The 13400-nt window shown below is 66.0% G+C and carries 10 protein-coding genes; 7 read left to right on the top strand and 3 right to left on the bottom strand.

The genetic code is table 11. The annotated features are described in order from the left end of the window. The first annotated feature begins 267 nt into the window (after nucleotides 1-267). Nucleotides 268-2511: a TonB-dependent receptor gene (locus GJV26_RS08490; protein ID WP_155708439.1), complete on the top strand. Its 2244-nt coding sequence runs from the start codon at nucleotides 268-270 to the stop codon at nucleotides 2509-2511. Nucleotides 2512-2630: 119 nt separating this feature from the next. Here GJV26_RS08490 and GJV26_RS08485 read toward each other — a convergent pair whose 3' ends face one another. The 3 genes from GJV26_RS08485 to GJV26_RS08475 are packed head-to-tail and all read right to left on the bottom strand — an operon-like array spanning nucleotide 2631 to nucleotide 5608. Continuing rightward, entirely contained in the window at nucleotides 2631-3533 is a 903-nt protein-coding gene (locus tag GJV26_RS08485) for a LysR family transcriptional regulator (RefSeq protein WP_155708438.1), read from the bottom strand. Between the two features lie 21 nt (nucleotides 3534-3554). Next, entirely contained in the window at nucleotides 3555-4475 is a 921-nt protein-coding gene (locus GJV26_RS08480) for a pseudouridine-5'-phosphate glycosidase (protein ID WP_155708437.1), read from the bottom strand. Between the two features lie 2 nt (nucleotides 4476-4477). Further along, the gene (locus tag GJV26_RS08475; protein WP_155708436.1) at nucleotides 4478-5608 is read right to left on the bottom strand and encodes a carbohydrate kinase; all 1131 of its coding nucleotides are present in this window, start codon (nucleotides 5606-5608) and stop codon (nucleotides 4478-4480) included. Between the two features lie 239 nt (nucleotides 5609-5847). Between GJV26_RS08475 and xapA the strand changes: the two genes are divergently transcribed. The 6 genes from xapA to GJV26_RS08445 all read left to right on the top strand — a co-directional run bounded on the left by xapA (nucleotide 5848) and on the right by GJV26_RS08445 (nucleotide 13388). Then, a complete protein-coding gene (gene xapA / locus GJV26_RS08470; RefSeq protein WP_155708435.1) occupies nucleotides 5848-6678 on the top strand; it encodes a xanthosine phosphorylase in 831 nt (276 codons plus the stop codon). Nucleotides 6679-6727: 49 nt separating this feature from the next. Next, entirely contained in the window at nucleotides 6728-7921 is a 1194-nt protein-coding gene (locus tag GJV26_RS08465; protein ID WP_155708434.1) for a phosphopentomutase, read from the top strand. Beyond that, nucleotides 7918-8886 (top strand): deoxyribose-phosphate aldolase, encoded by a 969-nt coding sequence (gene deoC, locus GJV26_RS08460; RefSeq protein ID WP_155708433.1) that lies wholly within the window; start codon nucleotides 7918-7920, stop codon nucleotides 8884-8886. The genes GJV26_RS08465 and deoC overlap by 4 nt, the downstream gene beginning before the upstream one ends. A gap of 10 nt (nucleotides 8887-8896) precedes the next feature. After that, entirely contained in the window at nucleotides 8897-11299 is a 2403-nt protein-coding gene (locus tag GJV26_RS08455) for an aldehyde dehydrogenase family protein (RefSeq protein WP_371866450.1), read from the top strand. Nucleotides 11300-11491: 192 nt separating this feature from the next. Then, on the top strand, nucleotides 11492-12814 hold the full coding sequence (gene deoA / locus GJV26_RS08450; RefSeq protein ID WP_155708432.1) for a thymidine phosphorylase: 1323 nt from the start codon (nucleotides 11492-11494) through the stop codon (nucleotides 12812-12814). A gap of 166 nt (nucleotides 12815-12980) precedes the next feature. After that, nucleotides 12981-13388, top strand: a complete 408-nt coding sequence (locus GJV26_RS08445; RefSeq protein WP_155712337.1) for a cytidine deaminase — start codon at nucleotides 12981-12983, stop codon at nucleotides 13386-13388. Nucleotides 13389-13400 lie beyond the last annotated feature (12 nt).

The raw sequence follows: 13400 nt of genomic DNA, 5'->3' as shown, positions 1-13400 counted from the left end.
CCTGCCGCTGTTGTTTTCGCTCCACTTCTGGTGTCACGACAAAACCCCGAAATGATCGCTTCCACTGGGGCCGCCTGGCGGCCGGGCCGGGGCTGACTGCGCACTATTGCATGGGGGTGATATGTATGACAAATACCTTTTTTTTAAAGAATTTATATTGAAAACATCTCAATAAGGTTGTTGGTAGGGCCAGTTTCGTTCGTGTAGCATCGGCGGTTATTACCCAATTGCCATGATGTAACGCCAACAATAAAGGAACTGGCACCCATGAAATCGACCCACCGGACCCTGATGGCGCTGGCCATCGCAACCGCCTTCCCGTTCGCGTCGGCACAGGAAACCCAGGCGACGGACACCGCCGCCCAGGCCACCCAGCCGGGCCAGCTCGAAACGGTGATCGTCACAGCGCAGCGCCGCGCGGAAAACATCAAGGATGTGCCGATGTCCATCGCCACCGTGAAAGGCGAGAAGCTCGACGTGCTGACCTCCGGCGGGCAGGACATCCGCTTCCTGTCCGGTCGTTCGCCATCGGTCAGCATCGAATCGGATTATGGCCGCACGTTCCCGCGCTTCTATATCCGCGGCCTGGGCAATACCGACTTCGACCTGAACGCGTCGCAGCCGGTGGGCCTGGTGATGGACGACATCGTGCAGGAAAACCCGATGCTGAAAGGCTTCCCGGTGTTCGACGTGGACCAGGTGGAAGTGCTGCGCGGCCCGCAGGGCACGCTGTTCGGCCGCAACTCGCCGGCCGGCGTGATCAAGTTCGATTCGGCCAAGCCCGTGTTCAAGCAGGAAGGCTACCTGGCCGCCGGCTTCGGCAAGGACCGCGTGCGCAACGTGGATGGCGCGTACAACATCCCGGTCAGCGACACGGTGGCGATCCGCTTCGCAGGCTCGTCGCAGCACCGTGGCGACCGGGTCGACAACAACCGTGCCACCGGCACGCGCGAATTCGAAGGCTACAAGGACAACGCCGCGCGCCTGCAGGTGCTGTACAAGCCGTCGGCCGATTTCTCGGCGCTGTTCAACGTGCACGGCCGCGACATGGACGGCACCGCCACGCTGTTCCGCGCCAACATCCTGAAGGCCGGCACGAACGAACTGGTCGACGGCTTCGACTTCGGCAGCTACCCAAGCGACGGCGTCAACGAGCAGCACCTGAAGAACAAGGGCGGCAATGTGCGGCTGCGATGGGACCTGCCGGGCATCACGCTGCACTCGATCACGGGCTACGAAAAGCTCGAGTTCTTCAGCCGCGCCGACGTCGATGGCGGCTACGGCGCCGTGTACGCGCCGCCGTACGGGCCGGGCTTCATCCCGTTCGTGGTCGAAACGGCCGACGTGATCCCGAACCACCGCCAGATCTCGCAGGAACTGCGCGCCGAGTCGAACACGAAGAGCCCGCTGCAGTGGATCGCCGGCCTGTTCTACTTCAAGGAAGACATCACGATCGACAGCATCGCGTTCAACTCGCTGGCGCCAGGCAATCCGCAAGTGCCGAACTACGCCACGCAGACGCAGAACGCCAGGTCGTGGGCGGCCTTCGGCTCGCTGAACTACGCCGTCAGCGACCGCCTCAAGCTGCGCGGCGGCCTGCGCTACACCAGCGACAAGAAGGATTTCGTCGCGCAGCGCATCGAGACCACCGGCCGCACCTACCTGCCGCTGTCCGACGATTCCACCAACATCAGCTGGGATGCATCGGGTACCTACGTGGTCAACCGCGACACCAACGTGTTCGTGCGCGTGGCCACCGGCTACCGCGCGCCGTCGATGCAGGGCCGCCTGAACGACCTGACCAGCCAGCCGTCGATGGCCGGCGCCGAGAAGGTGCTGTCGTATGAAGCGGGCGTCAAGCAGGACCTGTTCGACCGCCGCGCGCGCCTGGCCGCCACCGTGTTCCGCTACCGCGTCAAGGACAAGCAGCTGACGGCCGGCAGCGGCAACGTCAACATGAACCAGCTGCTGAACGCGGACAAGGCAATCGGGCAGGGCGTCGAGCTGGACCTGCAGGCCAACCTGTCGCAGAATTTCTCGGCCACGTTCGGCACCAGCTACAACGATACCGAGATCCAGGACGGCAGCCTGTTCGTGCTGCCGTGCGGCAGCGGCTGCACGGTGACGAACCCGGTCTCGTTCGTGAACGGCAGCCGCGTGGCCCTGATCGACGGCAACCCGCTGCCGCGCGCGCCGAAATGGCAGCACAATTTCACGCTGAAATACGCCACCCCGGTGGCCAACGGCGAAGTGTATGCGTTCACCGACTGGTCGTACCGCTCGTCGTATAACTTCTTCCTGTACGAAGCGGTCGAGTACAAGGCCAAGGACCTGCTGGAAGGCGGCCTGCGCGTGGGCTACAAGTGGGGCGACGGCAAGTACGACCTGGCCCTGTACGGCCGCAACATCACCGACGAAGTGCAATCGGTGGGCGCGATCGACTTCAACAACCTGACCGGCATCCTGAACGAACCGCGCACGTATGGCGTGCAGTTCAAGATGAATTTCTGATGTTGTCGTTGGCGTAAAAGAACCGGTGCCTGACACCTTTTTCTGGATGAGTCATCCAGAAAAAGTGTCGGACACCAGGCTGCCCGAATCCTGTGGCAGCAAGACCTGCCCCGGGTTTCTTACCGCTCCGGCGGCCGCAGGATGTTCAGGAACGCCCGCACCACCGGCGCATCGTCGGTGGTGGTGTACGTGATGTACAGGTTCGCGGAAGGCGGATTGGTGCGGATCGGCAGGAACACCACGCCGGGCCAGCCAATGCGGCTGGTGGTCTCCGGCATCAGCGTGACGCCGAGCCCGGCGCCGACCATCGCCAGCAAGGTCTGCGGTTCATTGGCTTCCTGGAAGATGGCCGGCTCGAACCCGGCGTTCACGCAGCACTGCAGCAGGTAGCGCGGGAACGCGGACTTGTCCAGCGCCAGGGTCAGCATCGGCTCGTCGGCGATGTCGGTCAGCTCGATCGCCTCCTGCTTCGCCAGCGGGTGGTGCTCGTTGACGGCCACGCACACGTTCTCGCGAAAGCACAGTTCCTGCCGCAGGCTGTCGTTCTTCAGGTCCGTCTCGTCCAGCCGCGGCTCGCGCCAGAATCCCACGTCGATCTGCTTGGCGCGCAGCGCTTCGTATTGCACGGTGGGGCCGAGCTCGTGGATCGTCCACGTCACGCGCGGGTACTTGCCCTGGAATTCCTCCAGCAGGCTGGGGATCGGGCCCCACATCGCCGAGCCGACGATGCCCACGCGCAGCCGGCCCACCTCGCCACGGTCGATCTGGCGCACGGTGTCGATCGTCATCCGCATCTTCGCCAGCAGCTCGGCCGCTTCGTTCATCAGCGCGCGGCCGGCCACCGTCAGCTCGAAGCTGCGGGTGGTGCGGGCGAACAGCTTCACGCCCAGTTCCGCCTCCAGCTTCATGATCTGCTGCGACAGCGGCGGCTGCGAGATGTGCAGCCGCTCGGCGGCCCGGGAAAAACTCTTCTCTTCGGCGACGGCGAGGAAATACTTCAGTTGCTTCAGGTCGATCGACATGGCGGCGGTTCGGTCAGGCAATCAGGTGATGGGATGCTCGAGCAGCGCGCGGGCCAGCGCGGCGCCCACGCGCGCGTTGTTCTTCACCAGCGCGATGTTCGTGGCCAGGCTGCGGCCGGCCGTCAGCGTCTTGATGCGGGCCAGCAGGAACGGCGTCACCTTCTTGCCCGCCACGCCGTTTTCCTGCGCTTCCTGCAGTGCCTGCAGCGTGATGGCGTCGATTTCCTCCTTCGGCATCGCGTCGCTTTCCGGCACCGGCGCGGCCACCACCACGCCGCCGTTCAGGCCCAGCGCCCACTTGGTGCGGATGAACGAGGCCTGCTCGGCGGGCGTGTCGAGGCGGAAGTCGGCGTTGAAGCCGCTCTCGCGCGTGAAGAACGCCGGAAAACCTTCCTGGCCCACGCTGACCACCGGCACGCCATGCGTTTCCAGGTATTCCAGCGTGAGGCCGATATCGAGGATCGACTTCACGCCGGCGCAGACGACAGCCACGTTGGTCTGCGCCAGTTCCTGCAGGTCGGCCGAGATGTCGAAGCTGGTCTCGGCGCCGCGGTGCACGCCGCCGATGCCGCCGGTGACGAACACGGAAATGCCGGCCAGCTGCGCGCAGATCATCGTGGCGGCCACGGTCGTGGCACCCAGCTTGCCCTGCGACAGCACGTAGGCCAGGTCGCGGCGGCTCACTTTCAGCGCCTCCGGCGAATTGCCCAGCAATTCGAGCTGTTCCGGCGTCAGGCCGATGCAGATCCTGCCTTCGATGACGGCGATCGTCGCGGGCACGGCGCCGCCGTCGCGGATGATCTGCTCGACTTCCTGCGCCGTCCGCACGTTCTGCGGGTACGGCATGCCATGCGAGATGATCGTCGATTCGAGCGCCACGACCGGCTTGCCGGAGGTGCGCGCGTTCGCCACTTCGGGCGAGAAGGAGAGGTACTGGTGCATGGTCATTCCTGTTCTGTGAGAGTGGGTGCGCCGAGCAGGGCGGCCGTCAGCGCGGGGAATACGGTATGGGTGCTCTGCACGGTCAGCGCGGCGGCGCGCAGGCCGCGGGCGCAGGCTTCGGCGAGATCGGCTTCGCCCTGGGCGAGCGTCCAGCAGACGGCCGCCGAGAACGCGTCGCCGGCGCCGGTCACGTCGACCACGTCCACGTCATGGGCCGGCAGCCATTGCAGGTCGCCTGCCTTGGCGGTATCCGTGTCGCCGTACGTGTTGCCGTACGTGTAATACACGCCGGCCGCGCCGCAGGTGACGATCACGTCGCGCGCGCCCTCGGCCTGCACGGCGCGGCACGCATCGCGCAACGCCGCCTCGGTGGGCAGCGGGCGGCCGGCGCGCTCTTCCAGTTCGCCGCGGTTCAGGATCAGCAGGCGCAGGCCGGCCAGGTCGCGCGGCAGCCGCGCCATTTTCGGTTGCGACACGGCCACGATCGCCAGGGGAATGCCGTCGCGCCGCGCTTCGTCCAGCAGCAGCGCGACGGTATCGTGCGGCAGGTTCAGGTCCGCGATCACCAGCGACGCCGCATTGCGCTGCGCCTGGCGGCTAGCGATGAAGCCGGGCGTGAGCTGTTCATACAGCGCCATGTCGGCCAGTGCCACGGCCATTTCGCCGCCGGCGTCCAGCACGGCCGTATAGGTGCCGGTGGCGGCGCCCGGCAGCACCGGCGTGCCGGTCATGTCGATGCCGCAATGCCGGGCGTGCGCCCGCAGTGCCTGGCCGGCGCTATCATCGCCCAGCGCCGTCAGCAGCGCGCACGGCGTGCCGAGGCGGGCCAGGTTCTCGGCGATGTTGCGGGCCACGCCGCCGAAGGTTTCGCCGGCGGTGGCCGGGTTCGAGGTGCCCATCTGCAGCGGCGCCACCGTGCGCAGCTTGCGATCGAGGTTGGCGGCGCCGATGCACAGCACGCCCCGTTCCTGCGGCAGCACGTAGGCGCGGCCCACCAGCCGGCGCTCGCGGATCAGACTGGCGACATGGCCGGCCACGGCGGAACGCGACAGGCCGAGCGCCTCTGCCATCTCCTGCTGGGAGATGAACGGATTGGCACGGATCAGGCCGTAAAGTTGTTCTTTCTTGCTCATGGTTCCTTGCCTGTCGCTTCACGAGGAAATGCTTGCAAACATATGTCGACCATCGTAAACAGATGTTTGTTCGCTGTCAAATGGCTATAATAGTGGCCAATTTATACGTACTGGATATAAATGACAAAGAAAATTGGTATTTGTTATACATATCGCCCATGATGCATAGTGTCGCGTGCCCCAGCCCGCCATCGACCAGTCATCGGCGTGCCCATCCAGAAGAACCTTAGCGAGAACCTATGTCGAACAATTCCCCCTTCCAGGCCGCCGCCATCGTGCGCTCCCGCATGCCGGCCGGCTTCGCGCCGCGCGCCGCGCTGATCCTCGGTTCCGGCCTCGGCGTGCTGGCCGACCAGATGACCGATGTCGTCTCGATCGGTTTCGACGAGCTGCCGGGCTTCCCGATCAGCACCGTGCATGGCCACGCGGGCCAGATGGTGCTGGGCAACCTGGCCGGCGTGCCGGTCGTGTGCCTGAAGGGCCGCGGCCACTTCTACGAAGGCTATGGCCTGGGTGTGATGACGAGCGCTGTCCGCACGCTGAAACTGCTGGGCTGCGAATTCGTGTTCGTGACCAACGCGGCCGGTTCGCTGCGCGCTGAAGTCGACGCCGGCTCGCTGGTGGCGCTGAACGACCACATCAACTTCCTGCCGGGCTCGCCGATGATCGGCCCGAACGACGAACGTTTCGGCCCGCGCTTCTTCAGCATGGCCAACGCGTACGACGCCGACCTGCGCAAGCAGCTGCAGGACACCGCGGCGGCGCAGAACATCACGCTGCACGAAGGCGTGTACATCGCCTACTCGGGCCCGAGCTTCGAAACGCCGGCCGAGATCCGCGCGTTCACCCGCCTGGGCGCGGATGTCGTCGGCATGTCGGTGGTGCCGGAAGTGGTGCCGGCCCGTCATTGCGGCCTGAAGGTGGTGGGCGTGTCCGTCGTCACCAACCTGGCCGAAGGCCTGTCGCCGTTCCCGCTGTCCCATGAGCAGACGCTGAAATACGCGGCCGTGGGCGCCGAAAGCCTGGTGAAACTGATCCAGGCGTTCTTTGCGAATCTCGCAAAAGCGTAACGAACCACAGGGCGGCTTCGGCCGCCCTTGAACTTTCAGGGACCACACCATGTCACGCGCATTCATCCTCCTGCTCGATTCCTTCGGCCTCGGCGCCACGCCGGACGCCGAAAAATATGGCGACGCCGCCACCAACACCTTCGGCCACATCGCCAAGTGGGCTGCCGATCAGGGCAAGCCGATGGCGCTGCCGGCGCTGGAAAAGCTGGGCCTCGCGGCCGCCGCGCATGCCGCCTGCGGCACCTGGGCGCCCGGCTTCGACATGCGCGAAGGCTTTACCGCCGCCTACGGCGCCGCGCGCGAACAGTCGACGGGCAAGGATACGCAGAGCGGCCACTGGGAAATCGCCGGCGTGCCGGTGCTGTTCGACTGGGGCTACTTCCCGAAAATGGTGCCCACGTTCCCCAAGGAGCTGACGGACCAGCTGCAGGCACTGACCGGCGTGCCGGGCTTCCTGGGCAACTGCCACGCATCGGGCACCACGATCATCACCGAGCTGGGCGACGAGAGCGTGGCCACCGGCAAGCCGATCCTGTACACGTCCGCCGACTCGGTGCTGCAGATCGCCGCGCACGAGGAACTCTTCGGCCTCGATCGCCTGTACGACATGTGCGAGAAGGCCTATGAACTCGTGAAGCCGTACAACATCGGCCGCGTGATCGCGCGCCCGTTCCTCGGCAGCGACGGCAACTACAAGCGCACCGCCAACCGGCACGACTACGCCGTGCCGCCAACCGGCCCCACGCTGCTGGACCACGTGAAGGATGCCGGCGGCGAAGTGATCGCGCTGGGCAAGATCAGCGACATCTACGCCGGCCAGGGCGTGTCGCGCGTGGTGAAGGGCCCGGACAACATGGCCCTGTTCGAGCGGCTGCTGGAAGTGGAAGGGCAGGCCGGCGACAAGTCGCTGACGTTCGTGAACTTCGTCGACTTCGACATGCATTTCGGCCACCGCCGCGACGTGCAGGGCTACTCGCAGGCGCTGCACGAACTCGATGCGCGGCTGCCCGAGTTCATCGCCAGGCTGAAGGACGGCGACCTGGTCGTGATCACCGCCGACCATGGCTGCGATCCCACGTCGCCCGGTTCCGACCACACGCGCGAGCATATCCCGATGATCTTCTTCGGCCCCGGCGTGGCCGGCCGCGCGCTGGGCATCTCGGAAACGTTCTCCGACATCGGCCAGACCATCGCGCATCACCTTGGCGTGAAACCCCTTTCCAACGGAACCAACCTGTTATGAGCAACCCCTCCGGCAAAGACTTCAAGCGCAACGAGGCCATCGGCCTCGACCTGGGCTGGCTGAACCACATCCACGTCAACAAGGCGGCCGCCGAACGCCGCGCCGCGTCGCTGGCGAACCGCCGCACCGTGAAGAAGGAATACCAGGCCGCGTGGCTGGTCAAGGCGATCGAGCTGATCGACCTGACCACCCTGTCCGGCGACGATACGCCGGGCCGCGTGGAGCGCCTGTGCATGAAGGCGATGCGGCCGCTGCGCACCGACCTCGTCGAAGCGCTGGGACTGCAGGAGCGCAACCTGAAGACGGGTGCCGTCTGCGTGTACCACGAGATGATCCGCCACGCCGACAAGGTGCTGCGGGGCCGCCTGCCGATCGCCGCCGTGTCGACCGGCTTCCCGGCCGGCCTGACGAGCATGGAAACGAAAGTGCGCGAGATCGAACTGTCGGTCGCCGACGGTGCGCAGGAAATCGACATCGTCATCACCCGCCAGCACGTGCTGACCGGGAACTGGCAGGCGCTGTACGACGAGATGCTGGCTTACCGCCAGGCCTGCGGCGAAGCGCATGTGAAGGCGATCCTGGCGACGGGCGACCTGGTCACGCTGGAAAACGTGGCCAGGGCATCGTGGGTGTGCATGATGGCCGGCGCCGACTTCATCAAGACCTCCACCGGCAAGGAAGGCGTGAACGCCACGATCCCCGTATCCCTCGTGATGGTGCGGGCGATCCGCGAATACTACGAGCGCACCGGCTTCCAGATCGGCTACAAGCCGGCCGGCGGCGTGTCGACGGCCAAGGCCGCGCTGCAATACATGACGGTGATGAAGGAGGAACTGGGCAACGAGTGGCTGGAACCGCACCTGTTCCGCATCGGCGCATCGAGCCTGCTGACCGACATCGAGCGCCAGCTGGAACACTACGTGACCGGCAATTATTCGGCCGTCCACCGTCACGCGCAACCATAAGAGAATCGCCATGCCAACCGCACTTACCATCAACGAGATCCTGAATACCATGGAATACGGCCCCGCACCCGAGAGCCAGAAAGAAGCGCAAGCGTGGCTGGACCAGCATGGCCGCAAGTTCGGCCTGTTCGTCGACAATGCGTGGTCCGAGCCCGAGGGTGACGCGAACGAGCTGTTCGCATCGACCAACCCGGCCGACGGCAAGCCGCTGGCCGAGCTGACGCAGGCAACGCCCGACGACGTGGACCGCGCCGTCGCGGCCGCGCGCCGCGCCCAGCCGGCATGGGCCGCACTGGGCGGCCATGGCCGCGCGAAGATCCTGTACGCGATCGCGCGCCTGATGCAGAAGCACGCGCGCCTGTTCGCCGTGCTGGAAACGCTGGACAACGGCAAGACCATCCGCGAAACGCGCGATGCCGATTTGCCGCTGGTGGCGCGTCACTTCTACCACCACGCTGGCTGGGCGCAGCTGCTCGATGAAGAATTCCCGAATCACCGCCCGGTGGGCGTCGTCGGCCAGATCGTGCCGTGGAACTTCCCGCTGCTGATGCTGGCGTGGAAGATCGCCCCGGCGCTGGCCGCCGGCAACACGGTCGTGTTCAAGCCGGCCGAGTACACGCCGCTGTCCGCACTGCTGTTCGCCGAGATCTGCGTGCAGGCGGGCGTGCCGGCCGGCGTGGTCAACATCGTCACCGGCGATGGCCGCACCGGCGAAGCGATCGTGAAGCACGAAGGCATCGACAAGCTGGCGTTCACCGGCTCGACCGAAGTGGGGCGCCTGATCCGCGAAGCCACGGCCGGCACCGGCAAGAAGCTGTCGCTGGAACTGGGCGGCAAGTCGCCGTACATCGTGTTCGACGATGCCGACCTGGACGCGGCCGTGGAAGGCCTGGTCGATTCGATCTGGTTCAATCAGGGGCAGGTATGCTGCGCCGGTTCGCGCCTGCTGGTGCAGGAATCGGTCGAGGAACGCTTCCTGAAAAAACTGAAGAGCCGCATGGACAACCTGCGCCTCGGTTCGCCGCTCGACAAGTCGATGGACATCGGCGCGCTGGTCGATCCGGTCCAGCGCCAGCGCATCCATGGCCTGGTGGAAGCGGCGCGTTCCGAAGGCTGCGAGATCTATCAACCATCGGCCTGCGAAATCCCGGCCGACGGTTCGTGGTTCCCGCCCACGCTGATCCTGGGCGCGTCCACGTCGGCTGCCGTGGCACAGGCCGAGATCTTCGGCCCGGTGCTGGTGGCGATGAGCTTCCGCACGCCGGCCGAGGCGGTGCAGCTGGCCAACAACACCGTGTACGGCCTGGCCGCGTGCGTCTGGTCCGAGAACATCAGCCTGGCGCTGGACGTGGCGCCGCAGATCAAGGCCGGCGTGGTGTGGATCAACACGGCGAACCAGTTCGATGCCGCGTGCGGCTTCGGCGGCTACAAGGAATCGGGCTATGGCCGCGAAGGCGGGCGCGAAGGGCTGTATGAATACCTGGTGCCGGTGAGCGAGGATGCGCGTCCGGCGCTGCCAGCGGTCGTGAAGGCGGCTTCGAAGGCCGTGGCGCCGGTTGCCGGCGCCTTCGCCATCGACCGCACGGCCAAGCTGTACATCGGCGGCAAGCAGGCCCGCCCGGATGGCGCCTACAGCCGCGCGGTCCACGGAGCCGACGGCGCCTTCATCGCCGAAGTGGGCGAGGGCAGCCGCAAGGACATCCGCAACGCCGTGGAAGCCGCGCACAAGGCCGCCGGCTGGACGAAAGCCACCGCGCACAACCGCGCGCAGGTGCTGTACTACATCGCCGAGAACCTGGCCGCCCGCGGCCGCGAGTTCGCCGAGCGCATCGCCGCCCAGACCGGTTCGAAGGACGCCGAAAAAGAAGTGCAGGCTTCCGTGGAACGCCTGTTCTACTGGGCCGCGTGGGCCGACAAATATGACGGCGCCGCGCACCAGCCGCCGATGCACGGCATCACCGTGGCGCTGAACGAAGCCATCGGCGTGATCGGCATCGTCTGCCCGAACGAGAACCCGCTGCTGGGCTTCATCTCGCTGGTGGCCCCGGCGATCGCCGTGGGCAACCGCGTGGTGGCCGTGCCTTCCGAGGCATACCCGCTGTCGGCGACCGACCTGTACCAGGTGTTCGATACGTCCGACCTGCCGGGCGGCGTGGTCAACATCGTCACCGGCAGCGCCGACGAGCTGGCGCGCACGCTGGCCACGCACGCCGATATCGACGCGGTATGGCGCCACGACGGCTCGGCGGAAGGCTGCGCCGAAGTGGAGCGGCTGTCGGCCGGTTCGCTGAAGCGCACGTGGACCGGCGGCGCGAAAGGGCGCGACTGGTTCAGCACGCAGCAGGCCGCCGGGCGCACCGTGTTGCAGCACGTGACGCAGGTGAAGAATATCTGGATTCCGTACGGGGTCTGAGGGAAGCCTGCCAAACCTGCTGCGCGTTGCATTTCCGGCCTGCGGTGCTCGTCGTACTTGAGTACGACTGCGCTTCCTGGCTGGAACTGCTGCCGCTCGCGACGGTTTTGCAGGGCTTCAAAACGTTCGTTGAAGATCGATCCCCAGGCTGCGACGCTTTGGCAGGCTGGATTAAGCAGGAAAGAAAAACACATGTACCTCCCCCAGGAAATCATCCGCAAGAAGCGCGACAAGGGCACCCTGACCGCCGAGGAAATCCGTTTCTTCGTCGGCGGCATCACCACCGGTGAAACGACGGAAGGCCAGATCGCCGCGCTGGCGATGGCCGTCTACTTCAACGACATGACGATGGACGAGCGCGTTGCCTTCACGCTCGCCATGCGCGATTCCGGCGACGTGCTGGAGTGGCAATCGCTGGACCTGCCCGGTCCGGTGATGGACAAGCATTCGACCGGCGGCGTGGGCGACCTGGTATCGCTGCTGCTGGGCCCCATGATCGCCGCGTGCGGCGGCTTCGTGCCGATGATCTCGGGCCGCGGCCTGGGCCACACCGGCGGCACGCTGGACAAGTTCGACTCGATCCCCGGCTACACCACCGTGCCGGACAACGAACTGTTCCGCAAGGTCGTGAAGGAAGTGGGCGTGGCCATCATCGGCCAGACCGCTTCGCTGGCACCGGCCGACAAGCGCTTCTACGGCATCCGCGACGTGACCGGCACCGTGGAATCGGTGGCGATGATCACCGGGTCGATCCTGTCGAAGAAACTGGCCGCCGGCCTCGATGTGCTGGTAATGGACGTGAAGGCCGGTAGCGGCGCGTTCATGCCCACCTATGAAAAATCGGTGGAGCTGGCCGAGTCGATCGTCCACGTCGGCAACGGCGCCGGCACGCTCACTTCGGCACTGCTGACGGACATGAGCGAATCGCTGGCGCCCGCCGCCGGCAACGCCGTCGAAGTGCGCTGCGCGATCGACTACCTGACCGGCAAGTCGCGCCCGGCGCGCCTGCACGAAGTCACGCTGGCGCTGTGCGCCGAGATGCTGGTGCTGGGCAAGCTGGCCGCCAACGAGGAGGAAGCGCGCGGCAAGCTGCAGGCATCGCTCGATTCCGGCGAAGCCGCCGACCGCTTCGGCCGCATGGTCGCCGCGCTGGGCGGCCCGGCCGACCTGATGCAGGACCCGGACAAGTACCTGGAAAAGGCGCCGATCATCGTGCCGGTACCGGCACTGCGATCGGGCTACGCCTCCGCCACGAACGCCCGCGACATCGGCCTGGCCGTGGTCGCCCTGGGCGGCGGCCGCACCCGCCCGCAGGACACGATCGACTTCGCCGTCGGCCTGACGGAACTGGCCGAACTGGGCCAGCGCATCGAAGCAGGCCAGCCGCTGGCGTACGTGCATGCCCGCACCGAAGCCGCCGCCCGGCGCGCGATCGCCGACGTGCAGGCCGCCTACACGATCGCCGACACGGCCCCGGCCGCGAACCCGATCGTCTACCGCACGATCCGCCCATAAAAATAACAGGGACAGTCCCCGATTTTTAACAACAACAGGGACAGTCCCCGATTTTACAGTTCGGTCGTAAAACAACACCGGGGACAGTCCCCAATTTGCAATCGGTTGTTTCGCAACAGCGGGACAGCCGGTTCGCCGTACCGCCCCGCATTCAGGAAACATGATGATGAACACCGAACAACTGATCGAGGAAGCCAAGGCGGCACGCCTGAAGGCTTATACGCCGTACTCCAGCTTCAAGGTGGGTGCGGCGCTGCTGGCCAGCGACGGCAGGGTTTTCCATGGCTGTAACGTGGAGAACGCTTCGTACGGCCTGTGCAACTGCGCCGAGCGCACCGCGTTCTTCAGCGCGATCGCGCATGGCTACAAGCCGGGCGATTTCGACAAGCTCGTCGTCGTGGGCGAGACCGATGGCCCGATCGCGCCGTGCGGCGCCTGCCGCCAGGTGATCCTGGAACTGGGCGGCAACGCGCTGCCGGTGGTGCTGACGAACCTGACGGGCGACGTGTTCGAGACTACCGCCGCGGCCCAGCTGCCGAACGCGTTCGGCGGCCAGGACCTGCAGCGCAGGTGATCCTTCCGCGAC

It is taken from the genome of Pseudoduganella dura (genome assembly GCF_009727155.1).
Taxonomy (GTDB): domain Bacteria; phylum Pseudomonadota; class Gammaproteobacteria; order Burkholderiales; family Burkholderiaceae_D; genus Rugamonas; species Rugamonas dura.
This window is presented reverse-complemented; position numbering and strand designations above follow the sequence as displayed.